Here is a 17,098-nt window from a genome sequence, read left to right as displayed (position 1 = left end):
AGGGGCGTCAGGCGCGCATATGTCTGAAGGAAGCATCTTGAAATCGCAGGATGACGTCGTTCTGTCGGTGGAGCATGTGAAGAAGAAGATCGGACGGAAGTGGATCATTCACGATGTCACCTTCGACGTCCGGGAGGGCGAAGTGTTCGGCTTTCTGGGCCCGAACGGGGCTGGCAAAACGACGACCATCCGCATGCTGGTGGATTTGATCAAGCCGACCAGCGGTACCATCCGGGTGTGCGGATACGACGTGAACAAGAATCAGGAGCAGGCGCTCCGGTTTGTAGGCTCGATCGTCGAAAACCCGGAGGCGTATACTTATTTGACAGGATGGGAGAACCTCGAGCATTTTGCCCGGATGCAGCGCGGCATAGACCGTCAGCGTATCCAGGAAGTGGTTGACATCGTCAGACTCGACCAGCGCATTCATGACAAGGTCAGCACGTATTCGCTCGGGATGAGGCAGCGGCTTGGAATCGCCCAAGCCCTTCTGGGACGGCCCAAGCTGCTGATCCTGGATGAACCGACCAACGGGCTCGATCCGAAAGGAATCAAGGAGCTGAGACAGTTTATCCGTCAGCTGGCCGATGAAGGGCTCGCCGTATTTGTGTCCAGCCACCTGCTGAGCGAAATCCAGCTGCTGTGCGACCGGGTGGCCATCATCAGCAAGGGGCGTGTACTGGCCGTGGGTCCTGTTGAAGAGCTGGTATCGGAAAATGCCCAATATGTTATATGGGATCTCTCTTCCGTGGGAGAAGGCAGGTCCTTACTCAGCCGGCAGGCAGGCGTAGAGGTGATTTCGGACGCCGAAGAGGTGCTCGATGACGCCATCATCGCTGGTATGGGGCAGGAAGCGATCGTGACCCGGATGGACGAACAGCATGTCGCCTCCATCGTCAGACAGCTCGTTTCAGCAGGGATTGAAGTCAAGGGCGTGCATAAAATTAATCCGACTCTGGAACAGCTGTTCCTCAAAATGACGGAAGGTGAGAGCATTGATTAACCTGCTTCCGCTGGTCAAAAACGAAACGATCAAAATCATCAAAAAGAAACGGTTTTATGTCGTATTGCTGATCCTTGTCGTCCTGGTGCCCATGTTCACCTACGCCCAGATGCGCTCGGCTGAACGGACACGCGAGAAGTTTCACGGCGATTGGCGGCTTGAAGTTCAGCAGCAGATCACCGATAATGAAAATTCACTCAGCAGCGACCGCGTTCCGGACGAATGGAAAAAGTTCCGGAAAATTTTTATCCAGCAGCTGCAGTATTATCTGGATCATGACGTGAACCCGAACGAGCCGAACGGCGTCACCTTTACCCGCGAGTTTCTGGACAACTCCATTTCTTTGTTCATTCCGCTGCTGGTGATGGCGATCGCCTCGGATATCGTATCAGGTGAGAGAACGTCAGGAACGATCAAAATGCTGCTGACCCGGCCGGTCAAAAGGTGGAAAGTGCTGCTCAGCAAATTGATCGCGCTGGTCATGTACAATTCGTTAATCGTCGTGGCGACGGTCATCATCACTTATTTGATTTCGGGCGCGGTATTTGGCTACAAAGGCTTTACGATTCCGGTGTTCACGGGCTTTCTTATCCGCGGCTCGGAGGTGGATATGTCCGCCGTTCATGCCGTTCCGCAGTGGGAATACCTGCTGATGCAGGCGGGTCTTGCCTGGTTCGTCAGCCTTGTCGTCGGGGTGCTCGCATTTATGGTGTCCGTGCTTGTCCGCAGTACCGCCGCCAGTATCGTCGTCATGATGGCTGCGTTGATTGCCGGCTCAATATTGACGAACATGGCGTCCGCATGGAACAGCGCTAAATATTTATTTATGGTCAACCTGCAGCTGACCAATTACCTGTCGGGCACGCCGGCGCCGATCGAGGGCATGAGCTTGACGTTTTCCCTCATCGTGCTGACGGTTTGGGGGGCTGCTGCGATTGCAATCTCTTTCCTTGTCTTTACGAAAAGGGATATCTTGAATTAAAATGGACAAGGATAACAAAACATCTGTTTGCATTTTGGATGAAATTCATCCTACATAAAGATACACAAAGGGGGAGCATGAATGGTCGAGCAGATCGATATGTTTGCAGAGTCATCAAAGGGCGGCCCGAACGGCCAAACCGGATACGATGCTGACGACATTCAAGTGCTCGAAGGCCTGGTTGCGGTTCGCAAACGGCCAGGTATGTATATTGGCAGCACCAGCTCATCCGGACTTCATCATCTGGTATGGGAAATTGTTGATAATGCTGTAGACGAGCATTTAGCCAAATACTGCACGAGAATTGATATTACGGTACACAAAGACGGATCCATTACCGTTCTGGACAACGGACGGGGGATACCGACAGGAATGCATAAGACAGGTATCCCTACGCCGCAGGTAGTATATACCATCCTGCATGCCGGCGGTAAATTTGGCGGATCGGGTTACAAGAAGTCCGGCGGTTTGCACGGAGTAGGCGCTTCGGTGACCAACGCGCTGTCGGAATGGCTTGAGGTGGAAATTTACCGGGAAGGCAAGATTCACCGGATGCGTTTTGAATATTGGCAGGACAAGAACGGCAAGGAGCACGTCGGCGAGCCGGTGACCGGCCTGGAAGTGCTGGGCAATACGAACAAGACCGGCACCAAGGTGACGTTTAAGCCTGACGCGCGTGTGTTTCAGGGCGGTATCAACGTAACTTACGATACCCTCGCCGAACGGCTTCAGGAAATTGCGTTCTTGAACTCCGGGCTGCGGATCGTCCTGAAGGACGAGCGTGCGGACCGCCAGGACGAGTTTTTCTATGAAGGCGGCGCCAGCCAGTTCGTCGAATTTCTGAACGAAGGCAAAGACGTCATGCATGACGTCATTCACTTTTACGGGGAAAAGGAAGATGTCGAGGTCGAGGTCGCTCTGCAGTATAACGCAGGATATACCGAAACGATCGCTTCTTTCGTTAACTCGATTCCGACTCGCGGCGGCGGTACGCATGAAACAGGCTTTAAAACGGCCTACACGCGCGTGATGAACGATTATGCCCGCAAAAATCACCTGCTGAAAGAAAAGGACAAAAACCTTGAGGGGAACGATCTGCGCGAAGGCATGATGGCGGTCATCAGCGTTAAGATGGCCGAAGTCGAATTCGTGGGCCAGACCAAGGACCAGCTCGGCAGCGCTTCCGCGCGGAGCACCGTCGATGCGGTCGTGTCGGAGAAAATGCAGATTTTCCTTGAGGAAAATCCGCAGGTGGCCCAGACGCTGATCAAAAAGGCGATCCAGGCCTCCAAAGCGAGGGAAGCCGCGCGGAAAGCGCGCGACGATATGCGCAGCGGCAAGAAGCGCAGCGAGAGCTCGAATCTGGGCGGCAAGCTGGCGCCGGCGCAGTCGAAGGATTTTACCCGTACGGAGCTGTTTGTCGTAGAAGGGAACTCTGCGGGCGGATCGGCCAAGCAGGGCCGCGATTCCAAAATTCAGGCAATCCTTCCGCTGAAGGGGAAGCCGATGAATCCGGAGAAGGCGAAGCTCGCCGACATTATGAAAAATGAAGAATACCGGATGATCATTTCCGCCATCGGGGCCGGCATCGGCAACGAGTTTGAAATCGAAGACAGCAATTACTCCAAAATTATTATTATGACCGACGCAGACACGGACGGAGCGCACATTCAAGTGCTGCTGCTGACCTTTTTCTACCGTTACATGAAGCCGCTGATCGATGCCGGAAGAGTGTATATCGCTCAGCCTCCGCTGTACAAAATTACGCGGAAGTCCGGCAAGCTGGAGACGATCCGTTATGCATATAACGACGAGCAGCTGCAAAACTATCTGAAAGAGTTCGGTAAAAACTACGAGCTTCAGCGCTACAAGGGACTCGGCGAAATGAACCCCGAACAGCTGTGGGAAACGACGATGAACCCGGATACCAGAACGCTGCTGCAGGTGCAGATCGAGGATGCCGCCAAGGCCGAACGGCGCGTCTCCACGCTGATGGGCGACAAGATTGATCCGCGCAAGCGCTGGATCGTGGAAAACGTGGACTTTAGAGAGTTCGAGGAATAGAAGGTGAATGGATGAGCTTATCGGAACAATTTTTGCCGGCCTTTCTGGAGGAGGTCGTCGGCGACCGCTTTGGCCGGTACTCCAAATATATTATTCAGGACCGGGCCATTCCCGACGTACGGGACGGCCTGAAGCCTGTTCAGCGCCGGATTCTGTATGCAATGTACGATTCGGGCAACACACCGGATAAACCTTACCGCAAATCCGCCAAAACCGTCGGGGACGTCATGGGCAACTATCATCCCCACGGGGATGCGTCGATTTATGACGGCATGGTCCGGATGGCCCAGCCTTGGAAGATGGGGCATGTGCTGGTGGACGGTCACGGCAACTGGGGTTCGATTGACGATGACCCGGCCGCAGCGATGCGTTACACGGAAGCGCGCCTGTCGCCGATCGCCATGGAGCTGCTGCGGGATATTGAGAAGCGCACCGTACAGTTCAAGGACAACTTTGATAATACCGCCAAGGAGCCGGTCGTTCTTCCCTCTAGGTATCCGAATCTGCTGGTCAACGGGGTCAGCGGCATTTCCGCGGGTTTTGCAACCGAGATTCCGCCGCACAACCTGCGCGAGGTGATCGACGCATGCATCGCCGTCATGCAGAAGCCGGAAATCGAACTGGACGAGATTATGACCTTTATCAAAGGTCCGGACTTTCCGACGGGCGGCCTGATCATGGGCGGAGACGGCATCAAGGAAGCGTACCAGACGGGCAAGGGACGGATTTACCTCCGGTCTAAAGCGGACATCGAGTTTTTGCGCGGCGGCAAGCAGCAAATCGTCATTACCGAAATTCCGTACCAGGTCGTCAAATCGCGTCTGGTGACACAAATGGAGAATATTCGACTCGAGAAAAAAATCGAGGGAATTTCGGAGGTTCGTGACGAAAGCGGCCGCGAAGGATTGCGCATCGTTGTCGAAATCAAGAAGGAAGCGGATGCCCAGGGCATTCTGGCGTATCTGCTTAAGAAGACCGATTTGCAAGTGACGTACAACTTCAACATGGTCTCCATCGTCAACAAAGCGCCGCAGCAGCTCGGACTGAAAGCGATGCTGCAGGCCTACATCGAGCATCAGCGCGAGGTCGTGACGTACCGGACGCAGTTTGACCTCGAGAAGGCGGAGGCCAGAGCCCATGTGCTGGAAGGTCTTGTCAAGGCGCTGAACATTCTGGACGAAGTCATCGCGGCGATCAAGGCTTCCAGCAACCGTCAGGATGCGCAGAACAACCTGCAGTGGATGTTCGGGTTTACGGATCGTCAGGCCGATGCGATTCTGACCCTGCAGCTGTACCGTCTGACCAACCTGGAGATCACGACGCTGCAGAAGGAGCTGGACGAGCTGCATAAGAAGATCGCCCAGTACCAGGCGATTCTGGAGAGCGACAAGAAGCTGATCGCGCTGATCCGCAAGGAGCTGCTCGAAATCCGCGACAAGTACGGCGTGGACCGGCGCTCTTCGATCCAGGGCGAGGTTGAGGAAATCAAGGTCAACCTGGAAGTCATGGTCAGCTCGGAGGATGTGCTCGTAACTCTGTCCAACGATGGATACATCAAGCGGACGAGCATGCTGTCGTTTACGCGTTCCGGCGGGGAGCTGGACAGCTCCGGGGTGAAGGAAGGCGATTATGTCAACAGGGTGCTTGAGGTCAACACGCTGGATAATTTGCTGATCTTTACGCAGCGTGGCCAGTTCTTCCTGCTGCCGGTGCATCAGGTGCCGGAGTTCAAGTGGAAGGACCCGGGAACGGCGATCGTCAACGTCATCAACCTGGCGAAGGAAGACGAGATCGTCGGGGCCATCCCTGTCAACAATTTTGATCAGCCGGATAAATCGCTCGTCTTCGTGACCCGCAAGGGCCAAGTGAAGCGGACGGAGCTGAAAGAATACATGACCAACCGCTCCAGCGCGGTTGCCGCTTGCAAAGTCGGCAGCGACGATGCGGTCCTGTCGGTAACGATGAGCAATAACGACAAAGACATTTTGCTGGTCAGCAGGGACGGCATGAGCATCCGCTTCAAGGAGCAGGAGGTTAATGCGATGGGCCGCGTATCCGCCGGGGTGCGCGGAATTCAGCTCAAGGAAGGCGATGAGGTCGTATCCGCCCTGTGGGTAGAAGAGGACGAGGGCGAAATTCTCACCCTGACGGATCTGGGCTACGGCAAACGGACGCTGCTGGCGGACTATCTGCCACAGAGCCGCGGCGGCAAGGGACTGGCTACGTTCGAGTTCAAGGAAGGCAAGCGGGTGAAGCCGAACGGAACCCGCATCGCGGGAGCGTTTTATTGCCGCGAGCCGCTCGAGATCACGGCCATGACCCAGGCCGGTCAAAGCTTCAGCTTTAATTCGGAGCAGGCGCCGCTCGCCGAGCGGAAATCAATCGGCAAGCTGCTCGTGCATGTGGAGAAAAAGGACGAGATTGTTGATTTGCTCGTGACCGGCTCCGAGCCGAGCCGGACGGAGTCCAAATCATAAAATCAATAGCTGAAAGGGCATCCCGGGCTGCGGGATGCCCTTTGTTTTTAACCGAAAATTTTAAAAAATTTCGTGGCTCCCCGAAAAGGTGCTAAATGGGCACGGGAAGGCCATCGGAGCCGTATTATAGGGTTTGTTTTTCCTGTAAATTTACACAGTTTTCACGAACCAAGCAAAGAAATTTTTCATGGTGAAGAAGGAATTGCTTTAAATTGCGCGAAACTTAATCATGTAAATCATGGCGATTATAAGATACTGAGCGAAAGGAAGGATATACAGTGCAGACTTCCGAATTTGCGAAAATGTGGTCTAAACTAAGCAAAGATTACAAATTACATATGGAAAACGAGCTCGCTCCGGCCCTGACAGAGTCTCAGCTAACCGTACTGGAAGTGCTGAGCGATCAGGAACGGATGAAGCCTTCGGATTTGACCCCGCTGCTGGCGACAAGCCCTGCCGCGGTCACCATGCTGCTGGACCGCATGGAGAAGAACGGGCTGATCCAGCGTGAGCGGGATTTGAACGACCGGCGGATCGTATGGGTGTCCATTTCGGAAAAGGGCAAGAACGAAGTGCTCCGCGGTCTGCAGATCCGCGATGCGTTCCTGTCCGGCGTGCTGAGCCGAATCTCGCTTCACAACCAGCAGCTGCTGGTGTATCTATTGGGCAAAATCACGGCCTAAACCGGGCCAGGCGTGTTGGAAGGCGCCGTTTAGGGCATCGTATGGATAACGATGCTTGTACCCCTATTATTTCTTCAAGAGGAGTCATCATGGATGAGTAAGTTAGAGCTTTTGCGGCACCCCAAGCAAAGAAAGCTGCTCTTTAGCGCCGGCTTCAGCTGGTTGTTCGACGCTATGGATGTCGGCATCATATCGTTTATTGTTACGGCATTAACGGCCGAATGGAAGCTGTCACCGCAGCAGGTCGGGGTCCTGACCAGCATGAACTCCGTCGGCATGGTAATCGGAGCGGCTGCTGCCGGTTATATGGCCGACCGGTTCGGACGCAAGACGATCCTGCTGTGGACCCTTCTCATTTTTTCGGTGGCGAGCGGCTTGTCCGCGTTGGCCGCAAGCTTTGCCGTGCTGTGCCTGCTGCGGTTTATTACCGGCATCGGTCTTGGCGGCGAGCTGCCAGTGGCTTCAACGCTCGTCTCGGAGTCGATGCCGGCACGCGACCGCGGCAAAGCCGTCGTCCTGCTGGAGAGCTTCTGGGCGGGAGGATGGCTGGTCGCTGCGCTGGTGTCGTACTTCGTTATTCCGAAGTACGGATGGCAGATTGCGTTTGTCATCGGGGCATTACCTGCGCTATATGCCATATATTTACGCAAATCCATCGAAGATGCGCCGCGTTTCAAGGAACAGCAGGCAAGCGTCTCGAAGCTGTCCTTCGGGACCAAATTCAAATCGATTTGGGCTAAAGAGCACAGCCGCTCCACGCTGATGCTTTGGATTCTGTGGTTTACCGTCGTGTTTTCCTATTACGGCATGTTTTTGTGGCTGCCGTCGGTCATGGTTCTCAAAGGCTTCAGTTTGGTCAAAAGTTTTGAATACGTGCTGATCATGACGATTGCCCAGCTGCCTGGTTATTTTACCGCGGCTTACTTCATCGAGAAGTTCGGACGCAAGTTCGTTATGGTTACTTATTTGACGCTGACGGCGCTGAGTGCGCTGTGGTTCGGTTATGCAGATACAGAAGGCATGCTGATTGCCGCGGGCATCTGCTTGTCCTTCTTTAACCTCGGTGCCTGGGGCGGCATGTATGCCTATACGCCGGAGCTGTACCCGACCCGGGTGCGGTCCACCGGCGTGGGGCTGGCCACCTCGGTCGGCCGGGTCGGCGGCGTCATTGCCCCGCTGCTCGTAGGCGTGATGGTTGGCAAGGGCATCAGCATCGATACCATTTTCGGCATGTTTTTTGTCATAGTGCTGATCGGTGCAATCGGAGTGCTGCTTCTCGGTAAGGAAACCAAAGGCAAGGAACTGGCCGATTAAACGGCAATAAATACGTCATGTGTTGAAGAAGCTGTCCCGGGCAGCTTCTTTCCTTTTTCGTCATGCATATCTATGAACTTTGCCACGCCCGTTCTTCCGCCCAAGATGACTAAATCTACGGGTTTGATTGTGATTTCCGGTTGTTTTGAATTATAATAAATATTGTTGCAGTTAGACGCTATCAGAATGGGGGAAGGAATATGCAGCTGATCAATCCCGGCATGGTCCAGGAGATGCTAGATTTACTGAAAAACCAGGACCTTTATATACACCTTGAAATGACAACGGGTGCTTACGCTTCACACAACGATTCATCCAAATTTACCGCATCGACGTTTATCCATAACGGCGTCGTCCGATATTCGCAGGGCTCCATCGCCGGCTTTGGCCCTTACCGGGTCGGCCTCAAGATGGAGCAGGGTTGGGTTTATTCCCAAGGCTTGACCCATTTTGAAGAAACGGAAACGGATCGGCTGATCATGGCCGGACATGACAGCGACGGCAAGCTCGTCGTGGCGCTTCAGCTGAGCCGCCAACCATTTTAACGAGAGAGAAGGTTAGACATATGGAAAAACATATCCTTGTGGTGTTTCCCCACCCCGATGATGAGTCGTTCGGCACGTCGGGGACGCTGGCTAAGCATATCCAGGCCGGAACCCAGGTGACGTACGCCTGTTTAACCCTGGGGGAAATGGCCCGCAACATGGGCAATCCCATCTTGGCGAACCGCGTGACGCTTCCCGAGCTGCGCCGGAAGGAGCTGGAGGAGTCCTGCCGGGCGATCGGCATCCAGGATCTTCGCCTCATGGGTCTGCATGACAAGACGGTGGAGTTTGAGGATCAGGAGATGCTCACCAGCCGCCTGCGCGCGCTGATTGACGAAGTGAAGCCGTCGCTGATCATCACGTTCTACCCGGGTTACGCCGTTCACCCGGACCATGACGCGACCGGAGCCGCGGTTATCCGGACCGTGACGGCCATGCCGAAGAAGGAGCGGCCGAAAGTGCACTGCCTGGCATTCTCCAACGGGTGCGAGAAGATCCTTGGCAAACCGGATGTCCTCGTGGATGTGCGCGATTATTTGCCGCAGAAGTTTGCCTCGATCCGCGCACATCAGTCGCAGTTCCGCTGGGAGACGAGCGGACAGTCGGAGCTGGATAAAGCAGTGCTGGAGCGCTTCAGCCAAGAGCGGTTCTGGACTTATCATTTTGAATAATAGCATGGATTCGAAGACAAGCCGGACGGGCTGCTGCCATCACTGCAGCGCCCGTCTTTTTTGTGCAGCATTATCGAAGCAGTAAGTCGGCTCTTGGAGCGAAAGCACATCCGGCGCGTCTTGGCACCAATGGGTCATATTGACAACATGGGGCTCCGGCGGATACAATTTGTGAAATCCTGTTTGGGATTAAACATGTGAGCAGAAAGGTGTGTGGCCTTGGAGATGAGCCGAGAAGAGTTGAGAAGAGCAGAGATTGACGAGAAGGAGCGTACCGCAGAAAAAGGTACCGGAGCAGGGCCGACAAGCAGAGGGCAGGCCGGTGAGGAGCCAAGCTGTGATCAGACTAGCCTTTCCGAAGAAGATGCGGGGGACATCCGGCTGGAGCGGATCGTCTTCATCGGAAGAACCTATGACGAATATTTGCGGATGTTTAATTTGAAGCCCGGGGACTTGGAGGGACGAACCGTCCTGGACTGCCCCGGCGGGGCATGCTCGTTTACGGCTAAAGCGAGGCAGATCGGCATTGAAGCCGTTGCTGCGGATATAGCCTATCAGTTTGACCCTGCTGCACTTGAAGCGAAGGGAAGGCTCGATATCGGACATGCGGTGCAGCATGTGGAGAGCCTAGGCGATCAGTACCGGTGGGACGAATTCGGTGGTCCCGAGGGGCTCCGCAGTGAGCGTACAAAGGCCTTGACCGCCACGGTCGAGGATATGGAGCAGCATCCTGAGCGATATGTGGCGGCCGTTTTGCCGGTGCTGCCGTTTGCAGACCGGCAGTTTGACATGACGCTGTCGGCGCATTTTTTGTTTATGTACAGCGACAAGCTGGATTACGCGTTTCATGAGCAGACGGTGGCTGAGCTGATGCGGGTGACGAAGGAGGAAATCCGGATTTTTCCGCTGGTGGACCAGAGCAGCCGCAGGTACAAGGACATGGAGAAGCTGCTGACGTTCGCCGCCGGAAACGGATGGTCAGCCGAGGAACGGCCGTCGGACTACGAGTTCCAACGGGGGGCTGCCTCAATGCTGGTGCTGACAAGAAGCTGACGGGAAAAAGAATGGCGGAACGAGACGGTCGTTGGATGCCGGAATAATGCCGAAGTTGGATCGTTACCGTCTTTTGTCAGTTCCGCAGAACTAATTCTTATTAAAATCATAAAAAAGCCGGAGAGCCTGCGTATGCAGGGCTCTCCGGCTTTTATATTGTTTGCGGCCGATTGCAGCCGCCGGGCGGGATAAATTATGATTCCTTGTCCGTCAAAGCGTTCAGGGTCGCTTCCGGCCACAAATTCCAGGGATGCTCGGCAGGCGGAAGTGAGGCAAGAACGATCTCTTCCTTTGTGATGGGATGAGGGACGCCGACGATGACAGACCACAGGGCGATCTGCTGCCCCGGCTTATTTATCCCATTGCCGTATTTCTGGTCGCCATAGAGCGGACAGCCGGCATGGCTCATCTGAACCCGAATCTGATGGGACCGGCCGGTATGGAGCTCCACCTTGACCAAGCTATAGCGGTCCGCCTCTGCGATCACTTCGTAATCCAGCAGCGCTTCCTTCGCGCCGGTTGTTCCTGGCTTCACCACAGACACGGTATTGGTCTTGGCATCCTTGAGCAGGAAGTCTTTCAGGCTTCCTGTCGGCGCAGGCAGCCGCCCGTGTACGACGGCCGCGTAAACTTTGCGGAACTTGCGGGAGCGTACCGTTTCCGACAGCCGAGAGGCGGCCTTGGATGTCTTGGCAAACACCATCGCCCCGCCGACGGGGCGATCCAGCCGATGCACCAGGCCGACAAATACGTTGCCGGGCTTGTTATACCGGATCTTGATGTCCTCCTTGAGCAGGCTGACCAGATCGGCGTCCCCGGAGGCATCTTCCTGCGTAGGCACGTTGACCGGCTTCACGATGCCTAATAAATGATTGTCCTCATACAAAATCGGAATGCGGACGTCCTGACCATCGGCTCTGCTCATGGTTTAAGACTCCCATCTTCCCAAAATACCGCACGGCAGATTCAGTCCGGAGGCGGTAATCGGCAGTCCGAGCTCGCCGCAGGAAATGCTTCCTCCAAACCGGCGGGCTGCCGTCATGGACAGGATGTTATGCAGTACGGTCGGCGAAATACCGGTCGTATACGAATTAATGAGCATAAACAGTGGGTTGTCCGACATGATGCTCATACAGCTCTCGACGAAGGGATAGAGGCTCTGCTCCAGCTTCCACATTTCCCCGCCGGGTCCACGCCCGTAGGATGGCGGGTCCATGATGATCGCATCATATTTATTGCCGCGGCGCTGTTCGCGCTGCACGAATTTGAACACGTCATCCGTTATGAAACGGACCGGACGGTCCCCGAGGCCGGACAGCTGCAGGTTCTCCTTGGCCCATTGAACCATGCCTTTTGCGGCGTCGACATGGACGACATGGGCGCCTGCGGAAGCTGCCGCCACGCTGGCTCCGCCGGTATAGGCGAACAGGTTCAGCACCTGGATCGGCCGGCCCGCCCCGGCAATCTTGTCCATCATCCAGCGCCAGTTGGCTGCTTGCTCGGGGAACAAACCGGTATGCTTAAAGTTGGTAGGGCGGATATGGAACTTCAGCTTGTCGTAGGAAATGGTCCAGCGGTCGGGGATAGGCTTTTTCATGTCCCATTGGCCGCCGCCCGAAGAGCTTCGGTGGTAATGCCCGTGAACTTGGCGCCACTGCCCCGTTTCGTTAGTGAGCGGCCATATAATCTGCGGGTCGGGTCTGCGGAGAATGACGTCTCCCCAACGCTCCAGCTTTTCCCCGTCCCCGGTATCAATCAATTCATAATCCTGCCAATCGCGTGCTACATACATGAATGCATTCCATCCTTCTGTTCTTTAATTTCATTTAGCTTATATTGTACAACATTTCGTACATACAATGCACTTTCTTCATACTCGGTGCGGGTAAAGGTATAATAAAGATAACCCCTCGCGAAAGGAGGACTTGCCGGTGAGCAGCAGACGGAAAATATCGTGGATTCTCACTTTGTTTGGCTTGTTTTGCGGCATTCTTTATGTCAATCTGGCGGTCCAGGGCGGCACGAAGGATTGGTTTGGCTTCCTTGTCTTCGCCGTGCTTCCGCTTGGAATCGGACTTATACTGCGCACGAAAACGAAAAAAGCGAGAGCATGGATGGAGATCACCCCCGAGATGGAGAAGAGCATTCTCCACCTGGCTGCGGAGCAGGAGAACCTGCTGACCGCAGCGGACGTTGCTTTGAATACGACGCTCAGTATGGAGCAGGCCGGCGAGGCGCTGGAAGCGATGCGCCGCAAAGGACAGGTCCATTTACGGGTAGCGGATAACGGGGCGCTGGTCTATGAATTCCAGGCCGTTCTATCGATTGAAGCCAAGCTGAATGCGGAGCGGGTGTAAAACCGCGCCTACTCCGCCCCGCACAACGCAATAAACCGGCTGCGCCTTGGACATGCCAAGCGCAGCCGGTTTTTCTTGTGGCGATTATTGGGACGCCATGTACTCGTAGTAGTCCTGCTGTCTCATCACTTTGAAGCCGCAGGACTCATATAGCCGGAGCGCATTGGGGTTCTGAACCGCCACCTCCAGCCATATGTCCCGCTCACGTGCTATCGCTTCGGATACGATGAGCATCAGTGTGCTGCGGCCGATCCCCTGACCCCGAACAGATGCTTTCACCGCAAAGCCGTAGATCCACGTATCGGATCCTGTATCTTCAAGAGATACCTTGCCGACGGTAACCCCATCCCGTTTAATGATGAGCGGCCGGGTTCCCGTTTCCTGCAGCAGCGATGAGTAGATTTCGGCTGATTCCTCCCGGCTCATCTCGAATCCTTCCTGATCGATGGCGATGATGTCCTCCATGTCGGCAAGCTCCGCGCTTCGCAGCCGGACCGACGGGTCCGCTTCCGTGACAGTTTGGCCGTTGTCATGCCATTTCATTTGATACTCCGAATGGCAGAACACCCCTCCTTGGGAATCGATGAAGCCTATGCCGCTGGAAGAGGAAGCCGGGGTATTCAGAAGGACGGTCTTATAGGCTGAAACGTTAGCCGAGTGGATGGCGTCCTTCCATAGATTCGTAAATATTCCCTGACGCCGGTATTCCGGATGTACCATACCGCATACCTCGAGACCGCCGCCGAGCGGATACAAGGCGAGAAAACCGGTCAGCATATCGCCGGAATAATGAAAAAAGTCCAGCTTTGCGTCCGCGGGACGTGACTTCAGCATGCTCCAGTTTAATTTCAGAGTGATGGCATCGGCCCGCTCGCACAGCTCCTGCAGAGCGGAGATATCGCCTAGTTGACTTGGATTAAGAATAGTCTGCTTCCCCCATATTCGTTATTTTCTGCTATCATATCATGTTCCTATTTGGCGTTAAAGAGAGTGAATTGCACTTTATGCAAGGTTTTTTTGTTCATGCAGAGCCTTCATGATTAGGCGGTCATACCTCACTTCATACAGCGGAGCGGAATAGGATGAATGTAACATTCCTAGGGAAGGGAGCCATCCGTATGCCGGTAAAAAGCGGTAAGGAGTATATGGAACGGATCGATAAGGCAAAGCCGGAGGTTTGGCTTCGGGGTAAGCAAATCCAAGGAAAGTTGTCCGATCATCCGGCTTTCCGCGGTCTAATAAGCACTCAGGCGTCACTGTACGATATGCAGACTTCGGAGGAGTATGCACCGCTCCTGACATACACGTCTCCGGAAACCGGGGAGCCGGCAGGCTTATCGTACTTACAGCCGAAGACGAAAGAAGATTTGGCCAGACGCAGGAGAGCGATGACGCTGTGGGGAGAGCGGCATTTCGGCCTGCTCGGCAGATCGCCGGATTATATGAACACGGCAGTTATGGCCTACGCTGCCGCCTCGGAGCTGCTGGCTGAAGCGGACGAGAAATATGCAGACAAGATGCGGAATTACTACCGGTACTGCTTAGAGCATGACATTACGCTGTCCCACGCCTTCGTGCAGCCGGCGGCGAGCCGTACCGCCGAAATGCTTGATGACGGGACGATCGTCAATACCGCGGCGCGCATCGTCGACCAGACGACAGAAGGCGTCATCGTGTCAGGCGCGTTTCTGCTGGCGACGCAGGGCGTCACAGCTGATGAAATACTCGTGTATCCGCCGGCATCGTTCATGTTTCAGGAGGAAGACAACCCCGAAACTTTTGTTTTTGCCGTCCCGAACAACCTTCCGGGTATGAAGTGGATAAGCCGGGAAAGCCTGGTCGGCGGCGATTCGGCTTACGATTATCCCCTTAGCTCGCGATTTGAGGAAATGGACACTCTCGTCATTTTCGATCACGTGCTCGTTCCTTGGGAGCGTATATTCATTCTTGGCAACGACAGCCTGTCCATACGCTTCTTTGCACAGAGCGGCTTTCACGTGCATGCAGCGCACCAGGTTTGCTGCCGATACGTGGCGAAGACCGAGTTTGTACTTGGAATCATTTTGTCCATCGCCGATGCACTGGAAAGAACCGGAAGCGTGGTCACCGAACAAGTGACAGAGGTGATCGTAAATCTGGAGTCGCTCAAGGCGCTGCTGCTCGCCTCCGAAGCGGGAGCAAAGGTGGACCGGTGGGGAAGCATGCTGCCCGACTATAAGCCGCTCTGGTCCGCTACCGTCATCTATCCCCAAATGTATGCGAGGATGATGGAAATTATCCAGCTGCTCGGGTCCAGCAGCGTCATTATGATTCCGTCGGAGCAGGATTTTGAGGCATCCGGGATTGCTCCCTATTTATCGACTTATCTCAAAGGCAGCAGCATGGACGCCCGGGATAAGACTGCGCTGTTCCGGCTGGCCTGGGAGCTGAGCAGCAGCGGTTTCGGCGGGCGGCAGCAGCTCTATGAACGCTTTTTCTTCGGGGGACAGCAGGTAACCAGCAACAGGCTGTTTCAAGGCTATTTGGATAAGGAGATGTACAAGGAGCGGGTTCAGCAATTTCTGCGGGATTTGTAATCACCGTTCTATGGATCGGTCATATTCCACCCGGCCCACTCATATATCTGTAATGGGGAACGTACGCAAGCAGCACGGGAGAGAGAAGCCGCCTGGGAAGAGCCATCCTTGCACAGAGGAGGCGGGCGGCGATGACGATCGATCAGCTGATCGCTTTATTGGCACTTGTCGTCATGATCATTGGACTTGTCAGCGGAAAAGGAAAATCATAAGCTGCAAAAAAGAGAGCTATATTCCAGCTCTCTTTTTTTTGCCTGCAAACCGCTTAACGATTCTGACCCGGCTCCTCCGACCCGTAAAGATCGAATTTGCATCGATGCTAAAGCACCGCCGCTTTGCGGTTCTGCCTCAGCACTAATCAGTAACCATTTGCCCTCCGTTGATGTGGATCGTCTGTCCGGTGATATATGACCCGTCGTCCGAAGCAAGGAGAACGTACGCTGGTGCCAGCTCGTAAGGCTGGGCGGCACGCCCCAGCGGCACATTGCGGCCGAAGGTGGCGACCATCTCTGGCGTCATCGTTGCAGGAATAAGCGGCGTCCATACAGGCCCCGGAGCGATCGTGTTCACTCGAATGGATTGACTGGCCAGGTTACGGGCGAGTGCACGGCTGAAGCTGACGATCGCCCCTTTGGTCGAGGAATAGTCCATCAGCTTGTCATGGCCAACATAGGCGTTTACGGAAGCGGTGTTCACGATGCTGCTTCCCGGACGAAGGTGGGGGAGGACCGCCTTGGTCAGCAGAATGAAAGAAAGGATATTCACCTCAAAAATATTGCGCAGCTGTTCCTCGGATATGTCCAGCAAGGACTCCCGGACGAACTGGATTGCGGCATTGTTGATAAGAATATCGATTTTTCCGTATGTCCGGAGGGTACGGTCCACGATTTGCGAAGCGAAACCCGGCGACCGCACGTCAACGGGAAGCAGTAGACATTTTCTGCCGAGCTGGCGGATTCGCCGCTCCGTGTCCTGAGCATCCCTGTGCTCATTAAGATATACGATCACAAGGTCGGCGCCTTCCTTGGCAAAAGCGATGGCAACCGCACGGCCGATGCCGCTGTCCCCACCGGTGATGATCGCCACTTTGTCCTTTAATTTTCCGGTTCCGACATAGTTCGGGTTTTCAGATACAGGTAGCGGGTTCATCACATATTCAATCCCCGGCTGCCCGTGCTGGTGCTGATCCGGCGGAAAAGCCACCGGAATGTCCTTGCACTGGTGAATGACGCCATATTTAGCATACGGATAGTTCATCGGCCAATCCTTCCTTAAGCTTTTGATGGTACACAGTCTATTCACGGGATGGGCGAGTGTGCCAGTTATTTTTAAGTCTTACATCGAAATAACAAACGAACATAAACGGCTGTCCC

General features: G+C 54.7%; 15 protein-coding genes. 11 read left to right on the top strand and 4 right to left on the bottom strand.

The genetic code is table 11. The features are described 5' to 3' along the window. Positions 1 to 19 precede the first annotated feature (19 nt). The 9 genes from ABIE48_RS19405 (at position 20) to ABIE48_RS19365 (ending at position 10,792) form a co-directional block, all read left to right on the top strand. Positions 20 to 1,003 carry an ABC transporter ATP-binding protein gene (locus ABIE48_RS19405; RefSeq protein WP_145132100.1) on the top strand — a complete coding sequence of 328 codons (984 nt, stop codon included), beginning with the start codon at positions 20 to 22 and terminating at the stop codon, positions 1,001 to 1,003. Then, positions 996 to 1,985, top strand: a complete 990-nt coding sequence (locus ABIE48_RS19400) for an ABC transporter permease (RefSeq protein WP_163876889.1) — start codon at positions 996 to 998, stop codon at positions 1,983 to 1,985. The genes ABIE48_RS19405 and ABIE48_RS19400 overlap by 8 nt, the downstream gene beginning before the upstream one ends. An 81-nt stretch (positions 1,986 to 2,066) precedes the next feature. After that, positions 2,067 to 4,049 carry a DNA topoisomerase IV subunit B gene (gene parE, locus ABIE48_RS19395; RefSeq protein ID WP_076170964.1) on the top strand — a complete coding sequence of 661 codons (1,983 nt, stop codon included), beginning with the start codon at positions 2,067 to 2,069 and terminating at the stop codon, positions 4,047 to 4,049. An 11-nt stretch (positions 4,050 to 4,060) separates the two neighbouring features. Further along, positions 4,061 to 6,526 (top strand): DNA gyrase subunit A, encoded by a 2,466-nt coding sequence (gene gyrA, locus ABIE48_RS19390; RefSeq protein ID WP_145024008.1) that lies wholly within the window; start codon positions 4,061 to 4,063, stop codon positions 6,524 to 6,526. A 278-nt stretch (positions 6,527 to 6,804) separates the two neighbouring features. After that, positions 6,805 to 7,209 carry a MarR family winged helix-turn-helix transcriptional regulator gene (locus ABIE48_RS19385; protein WP_076170968.1) on the top strand — a complete coding sequence of 135 codons (405 nt, stop codon included), beginning with the start codon at positions 6,805 to 6,807 and terminating at the stop codon, positions 7,207 to 7,209. Positions 7,210 to 7,302: 93 nt separating this feature from the next. After that, positions 7,303 to 8,523 carry an MFS transporter gene (locus tag ABIE48_RS19380; protein WP_192715578.1) on the top strand — a complete coding sequence of 407 codons (1,221 nt, stop codon included), beginning with the start codon at positions 7,303 to 7,305 and terminating at the stop codon, positions 8,521 to 8,523. Between the two features lie 200 nt (positions 8,524 to 8,723). After that, positions 8,724 to 9,068 carry a YojF family protein gene (locus tag ABIE48_RS19375; RefSeq protein WP_192715577.1) on the top strand — a complete coding sequence of 115 codons (345 nt, stop codon included), beginning with the start codon at positions 8,724 to 8,726 and terminating at the stop codon, positions 9,066 to 9,068. A 20-nt stretch (positions 9,069 to 9,088) separates the two neighbouring features. After that, entirely contained in the window at positions 9,089 to 9,739 is a 651-nt protein-coding gene (bshB2, locus tag ABIE48_RS19370) for a bacillithiol biosynthesis deacetylase BshB2 (RefSeq protein WP_105442154.1), read from the top strand. Positions 9,740 to 9,964: 225 nt separating this feature from the next. Further along, entirely contained in the window at positions 9,965 to 10,792 is an 828-nt protein-coding gene (locus ABIE48_RS19365; protein WP_354519514.1) for a class I SAM-dependent methyltransferase, read from the top strand. A 193-nt stretch (positions 10,793 to 10,985) separates the two neighbouring features. Here ABIE48_RS19365 and ABIE48_RS19360 read toward each other — a convergent pair whose 3' ends face one another. Then, positions 10,986 to 11,717, bottom strand: a complete 732-nt coding sequence (locus ABIE48_RS19360) for an RluA family pseudouridine synthase (RefSeq protein ID WP_145024012.1) — start codon at positions 11,715 to 11,717, stop codon at positions 10,986 to 10,988. A 3-nt stretch (positions 11,718 to 11,720) separates the two neighbouring features. Further along, entirely contained in the window at positions 11,721 to 12,584 is an 864-nt protein-coding gene (locus ABIE48_RS19355) for a class I SAM-dependent methyltransferase (RefSeq protein ID WP_145024014.1), read from the bottom strand. A gap of 139 nt (positions 12,585 to 12,723) precedes the next feature. Between ABIE48_RS19355 and ABIE48_RS19350 the strand changes: the two genes are divergently transcribed. Beyond that, complete coding sequence (locus ABIE48_RS19350; RefSeq protein ID WP_145024016.1) at positions 12,724 to 13,149, top strand: hypothetical protein; 426 nt, start codon at positions 12,724 to 12,726, stop codon at positions 13,147 to 13,149. 84 nt (positions 13,150 to 13,233) lie between these two features. On the opposite strand, the gene ABIE48_RS19345 is transcribed toward ABIE48_RS19350, so the two are convergent. Continuing rightward, positions 13,234 to 13,983, bottom strand: coding sequence for a GNAT family N-acetyltransferase (locus ABIE48_RS19345; protein ID WP_145024018.1), 750 nt, complete (start codon positions 13,981 to 13,983; stop codon positions 13,234 to 13,236). Positions 13,984 to 14,231: 248 nt separating this feature from the next. Between ABIE48_RS19345 and hpaB the strand changes: the two genes are divergently transcribed. Continuing rightward, entirely contained in the window at positions 14,232 to 15,725 is a 1,494-nt protein-coding gene (gene hpaB, locus ABIE48_RS19340; RefSeq protein ID WP_354519511.1) for a 4-hydroxyphenylacetate 3-monooxygenase, oxygenase component, read from the top strand. A 354-nt stretch (positions 15,726 to 16,079) separates the two neighbouring features. Here the strand turns inward: hpaB and ABIE48_RS19335 are convergent, their stop codons facing one another. After that, a complete protein-coding gene (locus tag ABIE48_RS19335; RefSeq protein ID WP_192715576.1) occupies positions 16,080 to 16,982 on the bottom strand; it encodes a glucose 1-dehydrogenase in 903 nt (300 codons plus the stop codon). Positions 16,983 to 17,098: the final 116 nt, after the last annotated feature.

The sequence above is a fragment of the Paenibacillus sp. OAE614 genome (assembly GCF_040546645.1).
Classification (GTDB): Bacteria; Bacillota; Bacilli; order Paenibacillales; family Paenibacillaceae; genus Paenibacillus_AQ; species Paenibacillus_AQ favisporus.
Note: the sequence above shows the minus strand (reverse complement) of the source record. Positions and strands in the feature narration are given on the sequence as shown.